Source organism: Arthrobacter sp. Hb9-2 (assembly GCF_059091165.1).
In genome coordinates this window covers 24136-42206 of the sequence record NZ_JBNHGJ010000024.1, presented here as the reverse complement: position 1 = coordinate 42206, position 18071 = coordinate 24136, and the positions used below count along the sequence as shown (strand labels likewise).

Sequence of the window (18071 nt, the reverse complement as noted above, 5' to 3'; positions counted from 1 at the left end):
GCACCAGCTGACCCCGTCCCACGTTGATCCCGGCCGGTCTGCGCCCTCGTTCGGGCGGATCGCTGATGTGTTCCCGGGGGCACCGCCGGATGGGGTGGCTCACGGCGGGGATCCGGGCGGGAGCGGAGGCGCGTGGCTGCCCGACGGTGCGGAAGAGGTGCTGCTGGTCACCTCCTCCGCCTTCCTGCGGGCCGAAGTGGAGCGCATTGTCGCCGCCGCGGGGGCCCAACTTCGCGTGGTAGCCGATGCACTTGAGGGCGGCAGGTACTGGGACGGCGCAGCGGCAGTTCTGGTGGGGAGTGATATCCGTGAACTGCCGCCCCGGCGGCGGGCACCAGCCGTCCTCGTGGGACTGGATGGTGAAGGTGACAGCCTGTGGCACCTGGCTGCAGCCCTCGGCGCGGAGAGGGTGGCCGTGCTGCCGGATGCCGCTGCCTGGCTCGCGGATCACCTGAGCCGCTCCCGGTCTCCGGGCCCTGGCGGACTCATCCTGGGCCTCACCGGCGGGTGCGGCGGGGCCGGAGCCACCACCGCGGCCATCTGGATAGCCCAGGCGGCCGCCGGCATGGGTGCCCGGGTACTGCTCGTTGACGGCGATCCGTGGGGCGGCGGGCTGGAACTTGCCATCGCTGCGGAAGAGACACCGGGCCTCCGTTGGCCTGATCTTTCTGAAGCCCGTGGCAGCATCGATCCCGGCCAGCTTTCTGACTCGCTTCCGGTCTCGGGGGGATTCTCGTTCCTGTCCTGGCCCGCCAGCCGGGAACAACCTGTTCCGGTAGCAGCGGCTACCACCACTGGGGTGCTGGATGCCGCTCGCCGGGGGTATGAGCTGGTGGTGGTGGACATTGGCAGGGGAACCGGTCCGTTGCAGTCCTATGCGTGGGACTGCGACCGCATCATGATGGTGGTTCCCGCGCAGCTGAAGGCTGCTGTCGCAGCCGTACGCCTGCTTCAGGAGTTTCCGCCGATTGAAGCTGCGCTTCTGGTGCGGGGCAGGCCAGGGGCGGCACTGGACGGATCCCTCATTTCCGAGGCCATCGGGCTTCCCGTGCAGGGACGCGTTCCTGAGCTTCGCGGTGTCAGTGCGGCCATGGAGTCCGGCCGCCTCCTGGACTTGGGCAGGCGGCGGAACGTCCGGCATTTTGCTGCCTCCGTGCTCGATTCCCTCGGGGATGACTTGCCCGCAGGCGAGCTGGGATGAGGCAGCAGCCTTCTCCGCATGGAGCGGGACCGGTGGACGGACTGCGGCGGCGTACCCGAAACATTGAAAGCCAGCGCCGTGATCCACGCCGGGATGCCCGCCTTCCAGTGGACTCAGGACTACTGGAATCGGTCCGTGAGTCCATGATGGCTGACGCGGGGGCAGTGACGCCGTCCCGGGTGGCAGCCGCCGTTCAGGCTACCGGCAAGTTGCTGGGCACGGCGGGGTCGCTTGCGGCGGTGGAGCGCATCAGCGCGGAGCTGAACGGGCTGGGACCGCTGCAGGAGCTCACCCGGGATCCGGCGGTTACGGATATCTTCGTCAATGCACCGGATTCCGTCTGGGTGGACCGCGGCCGGGGCATTGAACGCGCGGCCGTGGCTTTCGCCGAAGAGACACAGCTGCGGGCACTTGCCTGCAGGCTGGTGGCCGCAGGAGGGCGCCGCCTGGACGACGGTTCACCTTGCGTGGATGTGCGGCTGCCGGGCGGCTACCGCGTCCATGCCGTGCTGCCGCCGGTGTCCACGGCGGGAACGCTGCTCAGCATCAGGATCCGCCGCGAGCGGGTCTTCACCTTGGACGAGTTGCAGGCTGCCGGCATGTTCGGCTCCCTCGTGAAGGAAGTGCTGGGAAAGGTGCTGGAACTCAAGCTGAGCTTTCTGATCAGTGGCGCCACAGGTTCCGGCAAGACAACCCTGCTGTCCACCTTGCTCGGTCTCTGTGCCCCGGAGGAGCGGCTGGTCCTGATTGAGGATGCTTTGGAACTGAACCCCGTCCATCCGCATGTGGTCTCCCTCGAATCCCGGCACGGAAACCTTGAAGGCGGCGGGGAAGTGAGCTTGGGCGAGCTTGTCCGGCAGGCCCTGCGCATGCGGCCTGACCGGCTGGTGGTCGGGGAGTGCCGAGGCGCCGAGGTACGCGAATTACTGACAGCCATGAACACCGGCCACAGCGGCGGGGGCGGAACCATCCACGCGAATACCGCTTCTGCGGTGCCCGCCCGGCTCACGGCACTGGGTGCGCTCGCCGGGTTAAGCCCGGAAGGTGTTCAGCTTCAGGCGGCCAGTGCCTTGGACGTGGTGATCCACGTCGAAAGGACCAGCCGCGGCAGGGAAGTGACGTGTATTGGAGTCATTGCCGGCGGCCCCACCGGTCTTCACGTGCTGTCCGCCCTGGAGGCACCAGGGGGCGCCGCCGTTCCAGGTCCGGCATGGCCCGCCCTCGCCGGCCGGCTTGGACTGGAGCCGGGGAACACCCTGTGACCGTTTACCTTGCAGCAGCTCTGGTGCTGGCTGCGTTATTGATTCTTCGCCCGCCCCGCGGCGCGCCAGCGAGGCTGCGCCGCGCAGCCGGCAGTCTTGCTCCCTCAGCAACAGGCAGTCGCTCGGGCCGCCGGTTCCGGTGGCTCAGGCCCGGCGCCAGGGGAGCGGCAATATATGGTTCCGCAGTGCCCATGACTCTTGTGGTTCAGCAACTGGCTGCCCTGCTTAAAGGCGGGCGAACTCCGGCCCGGCTGTGGGACGAGCTGTGGTTTGTCTATGGCACTGCCGCGGAACCGGGGGCCGCAGCCTTGACTGCGTCCGGCCTTGGTTCCGGGGCCCGGCCATGGTCACCGTCCGGCCGGGCGCAGGGAGAAACCGCAGGGCTGCGGGCGAGCGGCCTGAGCGGTGGCTCGGCCGTGGTACTGGCTGCAGCCCGCACGGCTGCCAGCACCGGAACGCCGGTATCGGAGGCCATCCGCCGCTCCTTATCTGGAGCCTTTTCGCGGCCCGACAGGGAACTCCGGATCTGGTCGGAACTGGCCGCCTGCTTCGACATCGCAGAAGCAAGTGGCTGCCCCCTGGCCGACGTACTCACCAGGTTCGCGGCGCAGCTCGAAGTGGAGGACGACGCCGACGCCGCCCGCCAGACAGCGCTCGCCGGACCCAGGGCCACGGTCACTCTGTTGACCTGGCTTCCGCTCATGGGACTGGGCTTGGGAATCGCCCTTGGCGTGGACCCGCTGGCCACACTGCTGGGAACTCCGCTGGGGCTCGCAGCCCTGGCGGCCGGGATTGCGCTGACCGTGGCGGGCAGGGTGTGGTCCGCCAAGCTGGTGGCAGCAGCGGCCGGTGCTGGAGTGCCATGACCGAATCTACTGTTCTGGCAATTTCGATCTTCCTTGCCATGGCCTCGGCGGCGTGGCTCCTGTGTCCTGGCAAGGGCAGTGCACGCAAGCGGCTCATCAACCTGCCATCGGCCGGCCACCACGTTTCGGGAAGCGATCCGCCGGCTGCGGAGGGACGGCCGCGGAACCGGGCCGGTTCCGATGGCCTGAGGGACACCGCAATGATGCTCGAACTGGTGGCAGCCATGCTGGATGCCGGGTCCGGGATTGGGCGTTCCCTCGAACTGGTGTCGGCCTGTGCTTCCACCGAGTACAGGGCGTCTCTCCGGCCGGTTGTTTCGGCGCTCGCAATTGGAGCGGACTGGGAAACGGCGTGGCGCAGCTCAGCAGTCCGGCTTCCCGAAATCCTGGAGCTGCGGGACGCGCTGGGGTTCGCGGCACTCACGGGGGCGCCGTCCTCCGCCATCCTCTATGCGCAGGCTGCCAGGCTCCGCCGCGAAAGGTTTCGTGCTGCTGAGAAGCGGGCGGCCTCGCTGGGCGTGAAGCTGGTGGTCCCGCTGGGCCTGTGTTCACTTCCGGCCTTCATTTGCCTGGGCGTGGTACCCGTCCTGCTTGCCCTGGTGCCGTCCGGATCCTAGCCGGCACAAGGGTGCCGGCCGGCAGCACAAAGACACGCTCTTTCCCTCCACAGGGGGAACAGACCTGACTTTTCCACTTACACCAGCCCAGGCCTTAGCGGTTGCAGCCGGGCCCGGAAGAGTCGAAGAAGCCGGCAGCCCTGCCGGCCCAGAGAAAGGAAACAGCCCATGTCCATCAACCAGGACCGCCACTACGCCGCCGGAGCCGCAGCACTCGCCGCATCCCGAGCGAACCCCAAACGACGCCTGAACGGCCGCCAGGCCGCGTATTCCCGCGGCGCTGGCGCCGCTGGATTGCCGGCCAACGTCGTGGAGCTTTACCCTGGAGCAACTCTTCCGCGTCACGGTTCTGGCGTGCGCCGCCTCATGGGGTCGGAAGCTGGCATGGCCACCGCTGAGTACGCCATCGCGACTCTCGCAGCCGTCGGCTTTGCAGGGCTGTTGGTCTTGATCCTTCGCAGCGAGGAAGTACGGGGGTTCCTGCTGAACCTGATCCGCACGGCACTGGCATTGCCATGACCTGTGCACCGGACGCGTGGCGCCTCCGGTTGCCTCCGGGTCCAGGCAACCGGAGGGGTCCGTGGCCATTTTCGGGAGTCGCCCGGTACTGCCCGCTATGGGATCGCTGCCGTAGCCAAGGCGGACACGTGGCAGGGTCCTGCGGTGCAGTCACCGCGGAATTCGCCGTGACGCTGCCTGCGGTCCTGCTGTTGCTGGCAATGCTCCTTGCAGGTGCGGCGGCCGGTGTTACCCAGCTGCGTTTGGAAGAGGGAGCACGGGCCGGCGCCCGGGCATTGGCCCGCGGTGACGATTCCGCCGAAGTGGAAAGGATCGTCCGGACCCTCTCGGGTGCGTCGGCCTCCACGGTTATCGCAGCAGAGGGGGAGTGGCTGAGTGTGACCGTCACGGATCGGGTAGGCGGCCCGCTGGGGGCGTCGATTCCCTGGACGCTCACTGCCCGCGCTTCGACGCGCAGTGAAACGGCATCCGCAATGCCGCACCGGCCGCACCGGCCGGACCACTGGGGCGCCCACGGCGGCAGGGCTAACGGGCAGCTGCATGTGCGGCTGGCTGATGGCGCCGGGTGATGGGCTTCAGCGTGAAGATGAAGCACGGCACGGACAGCCGGGAACGAGGGTCCGGGACCGTGCTGGCCGCGGGACTGGCCCTGGTGGTGATGATGGCCATGGCACTGCTGCTGCTCCTGGGCCAGTCGGCTGTGATGGCCAGCAGGGCAGCCGCCGCCGCTGATCTTGCTGCTCTCGCCGGCGCCGACGCCCTGCGCGGCATCACGGACGGGGAATCATGCACGCTCGCTGCGGAGGTAGCTGCCCGGCATGGTGCCTCGGTGCTTAGCTGCTCGGAGGGGGAGGGGCACACGCTTGAGGTTCACACCGAGCTGACGGGGAGAACCATTTTGGGTGCAGCTACCGGCCATGCCCGGGCAGGACCTCCGCCGTAGCGTGCGACTTCTCCCTTGGCGCCCGATTCCCAAACGCCGGACCTCCCCTTAGAAGGAACCCCGGTGACCCGTCAGCGCTGGACGTCCACGCTCATGCCGCTGGCCTCGGTGGCGTCCTTGAGCAGGACATCGAGCAGGGTGACCGCCGCTGCCTTGTCGAGCGGGTTGTTCTTGTTACCGCACTTGGGTGACTGGACACAGGAGGGGCAGCCAGATTCGCATTCACAGGCACTGATGGCGTCCCGCGTCGCGGCCAGCCACACCTTCGCCTTATCGAATCCGCGTTCGGCGAAGCCGGCCCCGCCAGGGTGCCCGTCATACACAAAAATGGTGGGCACCCCGGTGTCGGCATGCAGAGCAGTGGAGACGCCACCGATATCCCACCGGTCGCTGGAGGCCACCAGGGGAAGCAGGCCGATTGCAGCGTGTTCCGCGGCATGCAGGGCACCCGGGAACTGGGCCTCGATCAGCCCGGCGGCGGTGAGGGACCGGTTATCCACGACGAACCACACGGCCTTGGTGAACAGGTCTCTGGCGCCAAGATCAAGCGGTTCCTCGCCGAGGATCTCATTGGAAATCAGGGCCTTGCGTTGAAAGGAGACCACCTGCGTCGTGACCTTCACGTCGCCGAAATGCAGGGAAACATCACCCCAGGTGGCTGTGCGCTGGGTTTCCAGTACCTCGATCTGCGTCACATCCCGCGCCGTGGTGTAGTAGTCGGGATTGGCCCGGCGGACCACCACGCAGCGGTCGTCCTCGTTGAGGTCCTCCACCACGTAGCTGTCGCCCTGGTGAATGTAAACGGCGCCGGTGTGCGCCTGGTAGTGGGTCTGGGGAGAGTCCATTGTTCCGAGGAGGGAGCCAGTATCAGCATCGACAATGCTTACCGGCCCACCCCCGTCAGCCCGCAGGTTCACCAATGCCGCGGCGCTCTGGGAATGGGTCCAGAACCAGCCCGCGGGCCGCCGGCGAAGATAGCCTTGGGCCACCAGGCGGTCCAACAGCATCTCTGCGGTGCTCCCAAACAGGTCAAGTTCGCCGACACCGAGCGGAAGTTCGGCCGCTGCCGCGCAGAGATGCGGACCGAGTACGTACGGGTTCGACGGGTCGAAGACGGTAGCTTCCACCGAGACATCGAAGATCGCTTCCGGATGGTTCACCAGGAACGTGTCCAGCGGATCGTCACTGGCCACAAACGCCGCGATGGCGTCCTGCCCCGCCCGGCCGGCCCGCCCAATCTGCTGGAAAAGCGAAGCCCTGGTGCCTGGCCAGCCGGCCACCAGGACGGCGTCCAACCCGGAGATGTCGATGCCCAGCTCCAGGGCGGAGGTGCTTGAAACACCCAGGAGCCTGCCCGAGCGCAGCGCCTTCTCCACTGCCCGCCGTTCCTCGGGAAGATAGCCGGAACGGTAGGCAGCTACACGCTGCGGCAAACTTGGATCGACCTCGTCCAGGAGGCGTTTGGTGATGGACGAGATGGTCTCCGCGCCGCGCCGGGACTTGATGAAGGCTATGGTGCGGACCTGCGCTGACACCAGGTTAGCCAGCAGGTCCGCGGTTTCCACGACAGCGGTACGCCGCTCCCTGGCACCGTTCTCACCCTTAAGCTCGGTCAGCGCAGGCTCCCAGAAAGCCACCGTGGTCGAACCATGAGGTGAGCCATCCTCCGACACCGCCCGGACGGGTGCACCGATGAGCCGGGCGAAGGAGATATCGGGGTCGGATGCGGTTGCCGAGGCAGCGATGAAGACAGGCTCAGGGAAAGCAGAGCCGGCACCGTAGTACGCGCAGATCCGGCGGAGTCGCCGCATCAGGTTGGCTACATGCGAGCCGAAAACACCGCGGTAGCTGTGGGCCTCGTCAATGATCACGTAGCGGAGGCGGCGGAAAAACCCCGCCCACCAGGCGTGGTTGGGAAGGATGCCAAAGTGCAGCATGTCCGGGTTCGCCAGGATGAAATTGGCGTGGTCGCGGATCCAGCGGCGGGACGCCGGGTCGGTGTCGCCGTCGTAGGTTTCCGCCCGCACGGTGGGCAGTTTGAGGGCCCTGATGGCGTTCAACTGGTCGGCCGCAAGGGCCTTTGTGGGGGACAGGTACAGGGTGACCGCTCCGTCGTCGTGAATCTTTCCGGGGTCGGCAAGAACCCGCAGTTCAGAGCGGTGGATGGCGTCCAGCGCCGGCAGTTGATAGGCGAGCGACTTCCCGGAGGCGGTGCCGGTAGCAACCACAACATGCTCCCCGCCCTGGGCAATGTTCGTCGCTTCAACCTGATGGCGGTAGGGCTGGTGGACACCGAGCGAACCATAGGCGGCCACCAGATCGGGGTGAACCCATTCGGGCCACGGCTCATGCACGGCTTCACGGGCGGGGATGGTGCGGACATGACGCAGCTGTTCCGGGTCCGGGCCGCGGCCCAGCAAGGGAATCAGGGAGTCATGGGGGTTCACCCCAATATTCTTTCACTCCGCAACAAATGAGCGGGCCCGGTTCGCCCTCGGGGTAAACCCGGCAAGCGGCCCGGAACTGCGGACTAGCTCAGGGACAGATCGGACCCGTCGTGGGATGCCGAAAGCATCAGCACGCGGGAGACGGTGGTCCAGCCCAGGTGGGAATAAAGCTTCTGGCCGTCCAGGGATGCCAGCAGCAGGCCGCTTTGCACGTCATGTTCAAAAGCCTGCGCCGCCAAGGCCCGCATGATGAAACTTCCCAGTCCACGCCGTTGGAAGGCCGGTTCGGTGATGATCTTGTCGAACACCGCGGTATCGCCCACAACATAGACGCGGCCGCTGGCAGCCACAGCCTCCCCGGACCGGACAACCGCGTAGTGCACACCGTCCTGCGAGGAGGTTGTGAGCGCCAAGTCATCGTCGGAAAGCCAGGGATCCTCGGCGTCCTGGGTTTCCATATCCACGATCATCATGGCTTGGGAGTCGGAAGTGACGTTCAGCCCATGCTGCCGGGCCAGGGCCGAGTACCGGGCGAGGTCGTTGGTCAGGATCGTCAGGACCCGCGCCGGCACTTCCGCCGTCTTCGCAGCCAAAGCCGCAAACTCCCCATCCGTGGGCTCGGACGCAAAAAACTCCCATTCCCCGCTGGTGTCAGCGCGGAGCGCGGCGGGGAAGCGGCCTTCAGAGGATGTCCGGTACCCGCGACAGCCTGCCCAGCCGGCCACCCATACTTCGAGAAGGCCAGTGATGTCGTTAACCATGGTTTCCGGGCTCATGGGATGAGACTATTCCAGCCCGCTCACAAGCAACAGGGGTAGGCGCGGCTGAAGCATGGTGCTTATGCAATTGTGATGCGCCGGGATGAGGGAGGGCTGTGGGCCTGACAGGCAGGCTGCCGGAATTCGAGCCGTTACCCTTAAATACGTGGCTTTGAACCGAATTGTGCTCTTTTACGGCTTTACCCCCATCGCAGATCCTGATGCGGTGCGGCTTTGGCAGCGTGCCCTGTGCGAGAAGCTGGGACTGATCGGCCGCATCCTCATTTCCAAGGACGGCATCAACGCCACAGTGGGCGGCGAGATTGGCGCAGTTAAGCAGTACGTCAAGACCACCCGCGAATACAAGGGATTCCACGGTATCGACGTCAAATGGTCCGACGGCGGCGCCGAGGACTTCCCGCGGCTGAGCGTCAAGGTGCGCGACGAGATCGTCTCCTTCGGCGCGCCCGGTGAACTCAAGGTGAACGCCAACGGCGTGGTGGGTGGGGGTACCCACCTCAAGCCCGAAGAGCTACACGAACTGGTTGACGCCAAGAAGCAGGGCGGCGAGGAGGTTGTTTTCTTCGACGGCCGGAACGCCTTCGAAGCCCAGATCGGCCGGTTCAAGGACGCCGTCGTCCCCGATGTTGCCACCACCCACGATTTCATCAAGGAGCTGGAATCCGGTAAGTACGACTCCCTGAAGGACAAGCCGGTGGTCACCTACTGCACCGGCGGCATCCGCTGTGAAGTGCTCTCCAGCCTGATGGTTAACCGCGGCTTCAAAGAGGTGTACCAGCTGGACGGCGGCATCGTCCGGTACGGCGAAACGTTTAAGGACCAGGGACTGTGGGAAGGCTCGCTGTACGTGTTCGACAAGCGCATGCACCTCGAGTTTAGTGAGGACGCCAAAACCATCGGGCAATGCACCCGCTGCGCCGCCCCCACCAGCAAGTTCGAAAACTGTTCCAACCCCAGCTGCCGCACCCTCACCCTGTACTGCTCGGAGTGCGCATCTAACCCGGAAACCCTCCGCTGCCCTGAAGGCTGCGCGGCCTGACGACGGCGGCTGTGCAGCCTAAGCCGGCCTAAGTCCGCCAGAAAGAGTCACAGCCGCCGCACGCGATAGGCGTAGTTGGCAGAAGTCCTGGCCTCCACCGTGATGTTCAAGGCAGTTTCGGCGGAGAGATAAATGACGTTTTCACGGTTGACCCCGCAGCGCAGCCCCAGCTCCACCAAGGTGAGTGAATCGCTCCGGACCGTGAAAGTCACCCGCCGCTGGCTTCGGCACGTGAGGGCCAGTGCGTAGGTGCCCGTTGGCATTACGGCAGTGGTTTCGGTCCGCACCTCGCCCATGGCCAGCAGTCCGGCCGCGGCATGGACCACGGGGTGGCCGGTATCGGGAAGGGTCCGGGCCACCCACGCTTCAAGCTCGGCCTCACTGACGGGCTCGCGCTGCAAGGGATCCCTTGTGAATATAGGCGCAGGGGCCACAGTCTCCGCAGGCTCGGCAGTATCGCCCCAGCTCCGGCCGTCGTCGTACGTGTATTCACAGCCGCTGAGCGCCGGTCCTGCCGCCAGCACAAGCCCGAGGACGACGGCGGCCACTGGGTTCCGCGTCCGCGGCGCCCGGGCTGTCCGCCCCGGGGAAGGCGCGGAGGTGGTCCGCACACTGGGCATAGTCCGACTTTAAGCCCGCGCGCCGCTGCGGGCCATACCTATTCGGCCGGCGTCAATTGATAGGCGTAGATAAGGGGCGCGTCCACACTGGACGTGCTGATTTCGAGGGTCCCGGACCGCGGCAGAGCGATCCTGGTGATCTCCCTGCTGCCATTGCACGCCGCTCCGGCGTCCACCACAGGCTCCCGGTCCAATGACACCGCAAAAAAGGCCTTGCCCCCGCCCTCGCACGTCGCCGTCAGGGTGTAGCGGCCGGCAGGGATGTCACGCGCCTCCTGGACAATGCGGTCCCGGTTGAGGATCTTGCCGGCGTCTTCGATCAGGGTGCCGGGGGCTGTTGGCAGTGCAGTGGCGCGCCATCCGGGAACGTCCGCGTTCTCGATCGAGACCACGGGCGAACACCCCGCCAGGGCCGCAGCCACGATACCCGCGAGTGCCCACGCAGAAAGGCGGCGGTGCCCTGGGTTGACAGGCTGTTTCCGGGCGCGCAAAAGGATGGGAGGCGGTGTCGGCATACCTCAACGCTACCCCGTCCGGCACCCGTCCCGGTTTCCGGCAGCCGGCGCCGGACTAAACTTGGGCGGTGCTTAAATCCCCATATGAGTTCACCGCCGGTAACATCCCCGACGCTCCCCGCAGCGACCTCCAGGATCTCCTCACGGTGCTTGCCGCGGACCTGCGCCAGGTGGATTACACGCTCGACGGCGTCGCCGGGCTTCTGGGCGAATCGGCCTACACAGCGCTGAACCGTGACCAGATCATCCCCGCCCTGCTGGCCGCCGAGCGCGCGGAGCGGCGGGACGAAGGCGCGAAGGCGCTCGCCGCCGTCGTCCGCTTATGGCTGCTCGCCGAGCCGCAGCCCGGCGAAACGCTCGACGCCGCCCTGCCGGGCATCCGTGCCGAGGGCCTGCAGAAGCTGGGGCTGGTGGAGCCCGCTCTCGGCGGCTCCCTCCTGGCGGCTAAAGCCGATCTGCGGCCGTACGGCTGGGACGCAAACGAGGACGGCAGCGGCGGCGCCGAACTGTGGGTGGCCAGCGACCTCGCGGCACATCAGCAGGAAGGGGTGCTGCGGCACGACCACGTCCTGGGCATCGGCCAGGCCTCCACCACCCTGGTGCAAACAACGTTCCGGCGGCACACCAAGCGTGCGCTGGACCTGGGAACGGGCTGCGGCGTCCAGGCATTCCACCTGCTGCACCACTGCGAGCACGTGACGGCCACGGACATTTCGGAACGGGCCCTGGCCTTTACGCGGTTCAACATCCTGCTTAACGCAGAGGCGCTGTCGGTGGACCCGGCCCGGCTGGAGGACAGGGTAAGTCTGCGCCTTGGCTCGCTCCTGGAGCCCGTCGCCGGCGAGGATTTCGGCCTGGTGGTCTCCAACCCGCCCTTCGTTATCACTCCGCGGAGTACGGGGGAGGAGTCGTCCGGGCAGTTCACGTACCGCGACGGCGGCCTCCCGGGCGATGAAATCGTGGCGGCCCTCGTGGCCGGGCTACCGGCCGTGCTGGCTCCCGGCGGTACTGCACAAATGCTCGGAAACTGGGAGGTGCCGGCCGGTGCTGCCTGGCACGAACGCCCCCAGGGCTGGGTGCCCGGGGGCGTGGACGCCTGGTTCATCCAGCGGGAGATGGTGGGCCCGGAGGAGTACGCCGAAACATGGCTGCGCGACGCGTCCGAGGGCCGTGACCGGCGGCACTACCGTGATGCCTACGAGGCCTACCTTGCAGACTTCGAGTCCCGGAACGTGGCGGGTATCGGTTTCGGAATGGTGCTGCTGCGCCGGCCCCTTTCACCCGGGCAGGCTGCCTTTAGCCGGTTCGAGGAAATCACCTACCCCATCGAACAGCCCATCGGCCCCCACCTCGGCGCCGCCCTGGAACGCCAGGACTGGCTCGCAGCGAACAACATCAGCGAAGCGCACCTGCTGGTGGCCGACGACGTCACCGAGGAACGCCACCAGCGGCCCGGCGCCGAACACCCCGGGGTGATCCTGCTCCGCCAAGGTGCGGGCCTGCGCCGGACCAACCTCCTCAGCACCGAACTCGCCGGGTTTATTTCCGCCTGCGACGGCGACCTGTCCGCAGGCCAGATTGCCGGTGCGCTGGAGGCCCTGCTGGGCGGCGGTGCGGATGTCCAAGGAACCGGGGAGGAAGGGTTCGACGCCGGCTCGTTCCGGAGCGGTTTGCTCACCGACGTGGCCAACCTGGTCCGGGACGGCTTCCTGATCCCGGCCGCAGACTGAGGCGCGAAAAGCATTCCGCAGAACCCCCGTCTTTTCCACATGGATGCGCACAATTCTCCAAAATATGGTGAACTAGGCCAGTATGGGCGCATCTGCCCGAGCAACCTTTTTCTGTAGGAGCACCGTGCCAAGCAAGGCCAAAACCGGCAAGAAACTCGTGATTGTGGAGTCTCCGGCCAAGAGCAAGACCATCGCCAAGTACCTGGGCGAGGGCTTCATCGTAGAGGCCTCCATTGGTCACATCCGCGACCTGCCGCAGCCGTCGGAACTTCCTGCCGAACTGAAGAAAACCTCGGTAGGCAAGTTCGCCGTCGACATTGACCATGACTTCAAGCCCTACTACGTGGTGTCCGCGGACAAGAAGAAAAAGGTAACCGAGCTCAAGGCTGCGCTCAAGGATGCCGACGAACTTTATCTCGCAACCGATGGGGACCGCGAGGGCGAGGCCATCGCGTGGCACCTGCTGGAAGTGCTCAAACCCAAGGTGCCGGTGTATCGGATGACCTTCGGCGAAATCACCAAGGAAGCCATCCAGCGCGCCATGGGCAACCTGCGTGATGTTGATTCGGCCCTGGTGGACGCCCAGGAAACCCGCCGTGTCCTGGACCGCCTCTACGGCTACGAAATTTCCCCGGTGCTGTGGCGCAAGGTGGCCCGTGGCCTGTCCGCAGGCCGCGTGCAGTCGGTGGTTACCCGCATGGTGGTTGACCGCGAACGCGAACGCATGGCCTTCAAGGCCGCCTCCTACTGGGACCTCACGGGCCAGTTCGGCGCCGACGCGGGTTCCTTTAAAGCCAAGCTCGCCGCCGTCGACGGTGCCAAGGTAGCCAGCGGCCGGGACTTCAACGACGACGGCGTACTGACGTCAAAGAACGTTGCCCACCTCAACGAGGAGCTGGCGACCTCCCTGGCGGCGGGGCTGCAGGACGCGGACTTCCGCGTCCGCTCTGTTGACACCAAGCCCTATACCAGGCGTCCGGCTGCGCCCTTCACCACTTCAACGCTGCAGCAGGAAGCGGGCCGCAAACTGCGGTTCTCCTCAAAGAGCACCATGCAGGTGGCCCAGCGGCTGTACGAAAACGGCTACATCACCTATATGCGTACGGACTCGTCCGCGTTGAGCGACGAAGCCGTGACCGCTGCCCGGCGCCAGGCCTCGGAGCTGTACGGTCCCGAGTACATCCCGCAATCCCCGCGCGTGTATACCGGCAAGGCAGCCAACGCGCAGGAGGCACACGAGGCCATCCGTCCTGCCGGTGACTCCTTCCGCACTCCCGCGCAGGTGGCGAAGCAGCTCTCGGGTGACGAATTCCGGCTCTACGAACTGATCTGGAAGCGCACCGTCGCCTCGCAGATGGGTGACGCCAAGGGGTCGACGGCGACCATCCGCCTGGGTGCCGTTGCCTCCGACGGGCGGGACGCTGAGTTCTCCGCGTCCGGTACCGTCATCACTTTCCCCGGCTTCCTGGCAGCCTACGAGGAAGGCAAGGACGAGACCCGCGGCGACGACGAATCCGACGAAGCCCGCCGCCTCCCCAATGTGGCCAAGGGGGACGCCCTCGCCGCTTCCGAGATCATCGCAGTGGGCCACGAGACCTCGCCCCCGCCGCGTTACACGGAAGCGTCATTGACGGCGGAACTGGAGAAAAAGGGCATCGGCCGCCCGTCCACGTACGCGTCCACCATCTCCACCATCCAGGACCGCGGCTACGTCCGGAAGCAAGGCTCTGCCCTGGTCCCGAGCTGGATCGCCTTCTCCGTGATCCGCCTGTTGGAGCAGCACTTCAGCGACTACGTTGATTACGAGTTCACGGCGGACATGGAAGGCGACCTGGACAAGATCGCCAACGGCCAGGCCGTAGGCGCTTCCTGGCTCAAACACTTCTACTTTGGCGAAGACTCCGATCCGGGCCTGCTCAGCATCGTCAACAATTTGGGCGAGATCGACGCGCGGGAGATCAACTCAATTCCCATCACGGACGAGATCACGCTCCGGGTTGGCAAATTTGGCCCGTACCTGGAAAGTTCCGCGGCCACCGTTGACCCGAAGACCGGGGAGATCGTGGAGTCGGCGCGTGCCAACGTGCCGGAGGACCTCGCACCGGACGAATTGACGGCGGCCAAGGCCATTGAGCTGATGGAGACCGCTGCACCGGAAGAACGCGTCCTGGGCACTGATCCGCACACCGGGCACACCATTGTTGCCAAGAACGGCCGCTACGGCGCCTATGTCACCGAAATCATCCCCGAGATGACCGAGGAACAAATCGCCAACCAGCCAGTGGAGTACTACAAGAACGGCAAGCCCAAGCCGCCCAAGAAGCCGGTGAAGGCCAAGCCGCGCACTGGTTCGCTCTTCAAGTCGATGACTGTGGAGTCCATGACCCTCGATGAGGCGCTGCAGCTGATGAGCCTGCCCCGCGTGCTCGGTGAGGACGCCGAAGGCAACCTCATCACCGTGCAGAACGGCCGGTTCGGTCCGTACTTGAAGAAGGGCACCGACTCCCGGTCGATTGGCTCCGAGGAGGAGATCTTCACCATCACGCTGGAGCAGGCGCTGGAAATCTACTCCCAGCCCAAGCAGCGCGGTGCCCGCGCCGCCGTGCCGCCGCTCGCGGAGTTCGGGCCGGATCCGGTGTCGGAGAAGAACATTGTGGTGAAGGAAGGCCGCTTCGGTCCCTACATCACCGACGGCATCACCAACATCACCGTTCCGCGGGCCACCTCCTTGGAGGAGCTCACGCGTGAACAGGCTGTTGAGCTCCTCGCCGAGAAGCGCGCCAAGGGCCCGGTGAAGCGCACCGCCACCGCCCGCAAGGCTCCGGCCAAGAAGAAGGCCACGGCGAAGAAGTAATCGGAAGACCGTTTGCGCGGGCCACCACAACGTGGTCGAGTAGGTATATGACTGAACAGCCCGCGCACACGGATCTCCAGCCGCTCAACGACCTCGAGGAGAAGCTCGCCAAGGGCGGACAGCCTGACGCCAGCCCCGTGGACGTCATCCTGTCCTTCCTGAACAGCGAGGTTTACATCGTCAGCTCGGACGGCATCGAGGGCGAGGATTCCCAGGTGGAGCCGCTCGTTCTGGCCAATGCCGACGGCGACCCCGTCCTGGCTGTCTTCTCTCATCCGAGCCGCGTTGACCAGCAGTACCTGGAAGCAGCCCCCAACGTCCTGGGCACCCAGGGTGCAGCCATTATCGCCAACATCGGTGATGAGCTGGGCATGGTCATTAATCCGGGCGCGGCCTACGGTTTCGAGATCAACCCCGAAGGCGTTGCCAACATCAAGCGCGACTTCAAGCGTGCCGACGAGCTTCCCGACGGTGCTCCGGCTGATCCGACCGGGATCTGACTTTCTCCCCGTGCCCGTCTGATGTGACGTGCCAGTTGGATCAGAAGGACCGGGCCGGGCAATAATGGCAGCATGCGGCTAGGCGTCCTCGATATCGGGTCCAACACTGTCCACCTCCTCCTGGTGGATGCCCATCCCGGCGCGCGGCCAGTGCCCTTTGCATCGCACAAACGGCCGCTGTCCCTGGTCCAGTACCTGGAGCCGGACGGCAGCATCAGCGACGCCGGCCAGCACGAGCTCACCGAATTTGTGCTGGAGGCCTGGGAGTTCGCCGCCCGGCACAATGCCGAGGACCTCCTTGCTTTTTGTACCTCCGCCATCCGCGAGGCAACCAACGGCCCCGAGGTCCTGGCCCGCGTTAAGCACGAAACCACCGTCACGCTGCAGGAACTCACAGGCAGCGAAGAGGCGTCCATGACCTTTTTCGCGGTCCGTCGCTGGCACGGCTGGGGTGCCGGACCCATCCTGAACCTGGACATCGGCGGCGGCTCCTTCGAGATGGCGTTCGGCCAGGACGAACTGCCGGAGGCCGCCACCTCGGTGCCGCTGGGAGCCAGCAGGCTCACTCGGGACTGGCTGGCCGAGGACCCACCCTCGGCCAAGAGCGTAAAGGAACTGCGGCGCTATATCCGTGCCACGCTTAAGCCTGCGGTGCGCGAGTTCGACGGGCTGGGCCGGGCCAATGTCGTCGCCGGAACCTCCAAGACCTTCCGCTCCCTCGCCCGGATTGCCGGTGCCGCTCCCAGCGCGGCGGGCCCCTACGTCAAGCGTGAGCTGCGCGGCTCGGATCTCGGGGTCTGGGCCCAGCGGATCTCCGCGATGAAAGCCGAGGACCGGCTCCACTTGCCGGCCGTTTCGGAGGCGCGGGCCCACCAGCTGCTTGCCGGGGCGCTCGTCGCTGAGACGGCTTTGGAGCTTTTCAAGTTCAAGAAAATCACGATCTGTCCGTGGGCTCTCCGTGAGGGACTGATCCTCCGGCGCCTCGACCAGTTGGTGTTCTCCGGTCCGCTGGAGCCCGCCGCGCATGTTGCGGCCCCGCAGCCCGTGGAGGCGTCCGTCTAGGACAAGCGGTTAAACGCGGAAGCACCGGGACCGGCAACAGGAAAATGGGGGAAAACCTGTTGCCAGCCACCGGTGCCCTGGCAGACATCCCCATGCCTGCCGCATCACTCGCACCCTCAATGAGGTAATAACTACAGTAGGGGCGCAACTTGTGAGGGACCTGCACTGGACATGTGAGCCACCTGTGAACGCGTAACAGGGAGTTCCCGTTCAGGGGAAATTTGCCAAGCGGTTTCTGCGCCGGCAGGACCAAACTGCAATGATGGAGCCATGAGCAACCGAATCGCATTCCTTGGCTGTGGGTCCATGAACGAAGCCATCCTCGGCGGCCTGCTGGAAGCCGGCACGGATCCGGCCGACGTCGTGGCCACCGTACGGCGCGCGGAGCGTGCCGCGGAACTCGCCGAGCGCTATCACGGCATCACCGCGATCGCCGGTGAGGAGGAGCCGGATAACAACAAGCAGGCAACCAAGGGTTCCGGCGTCGTGATCCTGGGAGTAAAGCCCGTTGGCATCACCGACCTCGCACGCGAGATCAGCGGTTCTTTGGCTCGTGACACCGTGGTGGTGAGTGTGGCCGCCGCTGTTTCCATTGCCCAGCTTGAAGCCGCCCTGCCCGCCGGCCAGCCGGTGATCCGCAGCATGCCCAACACTCCTGCCAAGCTGGGACGGGGCGTTGTGTCAGTTTCTCCGGGCACCAACTGCACCCCGGAACAGCTGCAAAAGGTCAAGGACATCCTGCAGGGCGCCGGAACCGTCGTCGAGGTGCCGGAAGGACAGGTGGACGCCCTCTCGGCCATCAGCGGCTCAGGCCCCGCTTACGCCTTCTACCTTGCCGAGGCCATGGCCGCCGCAGGGGAGGAGCTGGGCCTGGACGCGGAGCTGTCCCTGCTCCTGGCCCGCGAAACCGTGGCCGGCGCCGGGTTTATGCTCGCCGAGCCCGGCGCTGATCCTTCGGCGTTGCGCAAAGCGGTGACCAGCCCCAACGGCACCACGGAACGGGCCATCGCAACCTTCGACGAGCGAGGCATCCCGTCCATCATCGCCGCCGGAGCGCGCGCAGCAGCGGACAGGGCCGCGGAGATAACCAAGCAGCTGGGTTAAGGTGCGGCCGGGG

The 18071-nt window shown here is 66.0% G+C and carries 17 protein-coding genes; 13 read left to right on the top strand and 4 right to left on the bottom strand.

Features of this window, described 5'->3' with window-relative positions; all coding sequences use genetic code 11:
• Nucleotides 1–136 precede the first annotated feature (136 nt).
• The 7 genes from ssd to AC5RV1_RS14055 all read left to right on the top strand — a co-directional run bounded on the left by ssd (nt 137) and on the right by AC5RV1_RS14055 (nt 5408).
• Nucleotides 137–1201, top strand: coding sequence for a septum site-determining protein Ssd (ssd, locus tag AC5RV1_RS14085; RefSeq protein WP_493949156.1), 1065 nt, complete (start codon nt 137–139; stop codon nt 1199–1201).
• Entirely contained in the window at nt 1198–2463 is a 1266-nt protein-coding gene (locus tag AC5RV1_RS14080; protein ID WP_493994976.1) for a TadA family conjugal transfer-associated ATPase, read from the top strand. Before ssd ends, AC5RV1_RS14080 begins: the two co-directional genes overlap by 4 nt.
• Nucleotides 2460–3329, top strand: coding sequence for a type II secretion system F family protein (locus AC5RV1_RS14075; protein WP_493994975.1), 870 nt, complete (start codon nt 2460–2462; stop codon nt 3327–3329). The genes AC5RV1_RS14080 and AC5RV1_RS14075 overlap by 4 nt, the downstream gene beginning before the upstream one ends.
• The gene (locus tag AC5RV1_RS14070; protein ID WP_493994974.1) at nt 3326–3946 is read left to right on the top strand and encodes a type II secretion system F family protein; all 621 of its coding nucleotides are present in this window, start codon (nt 3326–3328) and stop codon (nt 3944–3946) included. Before AC5RV1_RS14075 ends, AC5RV1_RS14070 begins: the two co-directional genes overlap by 4 nt.
• A 168-nt stretch (nt 3947–4114) precedes the next feature.
• Nucleotides 4115–4465 carry a DUF4244 domain-containing protein gene (locus AC5RV1_RS14065; RefSeq protein ID WP_493994973.1) on the top strand — a complete coding sequence of 117 codons (351 nt, stop codon included), beginning with the start codon at nt 4115–4117 and terminating at the stop codon, nt 4463–4465.
• Nucleotides 4466–4593: 128 nt separating this feature from the next.
• Nucleotides 4594–5034: a TadE family type IV pilus minor pilin gene (locus AC5RV1_RS14060; RefSeq protein WP_493994972.1), complete on the top strand. Its 441-nt coding sequence runs from the start codon at nt 4594–4596 to the stop codon at nt 5032–5034.
• 17 nt (nt 5035–5051) lie between these two features.
• Nucleotides 5052–5408: an Rv3654c family TadE-like protein gene (locus AC5RV1_RS14055; RefSeq protein WP_493994995.1), complete on the top strand. Its 357-nt coding sequence runs from the start codon at nt 5052–5054 to the stop codon at nt 5406–5408.
• 71 nt (nt 5409–5479) lie between these two features.
• On the opposite strand, the gene AC5RV1_RS14050 is transcribed toward AC5RV1_RS14055, so the two are convergent.
• Together AC5RV1_RS14050 and AC5RV1_RS14045 are read right to left on the bottom strand one after the other, a co-directional pair.
• Nucleotides 5480–7855, bottom strand: a complete 2376-nt coding sequence (locus tag AC5RV1_RS14050; RefSeq protein WP_493994971.1) for a DEAD/DEAH box helicase — start codon at nt 7853–7855, stop codon at nt 5480–5482.
• Between the two features lie 83 nt (nt 7856–7938).
• Nucleotides 7939–8631 (bottom strand): GNAT family N-acetyltransferase, encoded by a 693-nt coding sequence (locus tag AC5RV1_RS14045; RefSeq protein ID WP_493949123.1) that lies wholly within the window; start codon nt 8629–8631, stop codon nt 7939–7941.
• Nucleotides 8632–8779: 148 nt separating this feature from the next.
• Between AC5RV1_RS14045 and trhO the strand changes: the two genes are divergently transcribed.
• Nucleotides 8780–9673 carry an oxygen-dependent tRNA uridine(34) hydroxylase TrhO gene (trhO, locus tag AC5RV1_RS14040; RefSeq protein WP_493994970.1) on the top strand — a complete coding sequence of 298 codons (894 nt, stop codon included), beginning with the start codon at nt 8780–8782 and terminating at the stop codon, nt 9671–9673.
• Nucleotides 9674–9720: 47 nt separating this feature from the next.
• On the opposite strand, the gene AC5RV1_RS14035 is transcribed toward trhO, so the two are convergent.
• Together AC5RV1_RS14035 and AC5RV1_RS14030 are read right to left on the bottom strand one after the other, a co-directional pair.
• Nucleotides 9721–10293, bottom strand: a complete 573-nt coding sequence (locus AC5RV1_RS14035; protein ID WP_493994969.1) for a DUF6023 family protein — start codon at nt 10291–10293, stop codon at nt 9721–9723.
• A 38-nt stretch (nt 10294–10331) separates the two neighbouring features.
• Nucleotides 10332–10808, bottom strand: a complete 477-nt coding sequence (locus AC5RV1_RS14030; protein WP_493994968.1) for a DUF6023 family protein — start codon at nt 10806–10808, stop codon at nt 10332–10334.
• A 68-nt stretch (nt 10809–10876) separates the two neighbouring features.
• On the opposite strand from AC5RV1_RS14030, the gene AC5RV1_RS14025 reads away from it, so the two are divergent.
• The 5 genes from AC5RV1_RS14025 (at nt 10877) to proC (ending at nt 18058) form a co-directional block, all read left to right on the top strand.
• Nucleotides 10877–12538, top strand: a complete 1662-nt coding sequence (locus AC5RV1_RS14025; protein WP_493994967.1) for a DUF7059 domain-containing protein — start codon at nt 10877–10879, stop codon at nt 12536–12538.
• Nucleotides 12539–12662: 124 nt separating this feature from the next.
• Nucleotides 12663–15392, top strand: a complete 2730-nt coding sequence (gene topA, locus AC5RV1_RS14020; protein WP_493994966.1) for a type I DNA topoisomerase — start codon at nt 12663–12665, stop codon at nt 15390–15392.
• Nucleotides 15393–15439: 47 nt separating this feature from the next.
• On the top strand, nt 15440–15892 hold the full coding sequence (locus AC5RV1_RS14015; protein WP_493994965.1) for an SseB family protein: 453 nt from the start codon (nt 15440–15442) through the stop codon (nt 15890–15892).
• Between the two features lie 72 nt (nt 15893–15964).
• Nucleotides 15965–16954 (top strand): Ppx/GppA phosphatase family protein, encoded by a 990-nt coding sequence (locus tag AC5RV1_RS14010; RefSeq protein ID WP_493994964.1) that lies wholly within the window; start codon nt 15965–15967, stop codon nt 16952–16954.
• A gap of 270 nt (nt 16955–17224) precedes the next feature.
• Nucleotides 17225–18058 carry a pyrroline-5-carboxylate reductase gene (gene proC, locus AC5RV1_RS14005; RefSeq protein WP_493949132.1) on the top strand — a complete coding sequence of 278 codons (834 nt, stop codon included), beginning with the start codon at nt 17225–17227 and terminating at the stop codon, nt 18056–18058.
• Nucleotides 18059–18071: the final 13 nt, after the last annotated feature.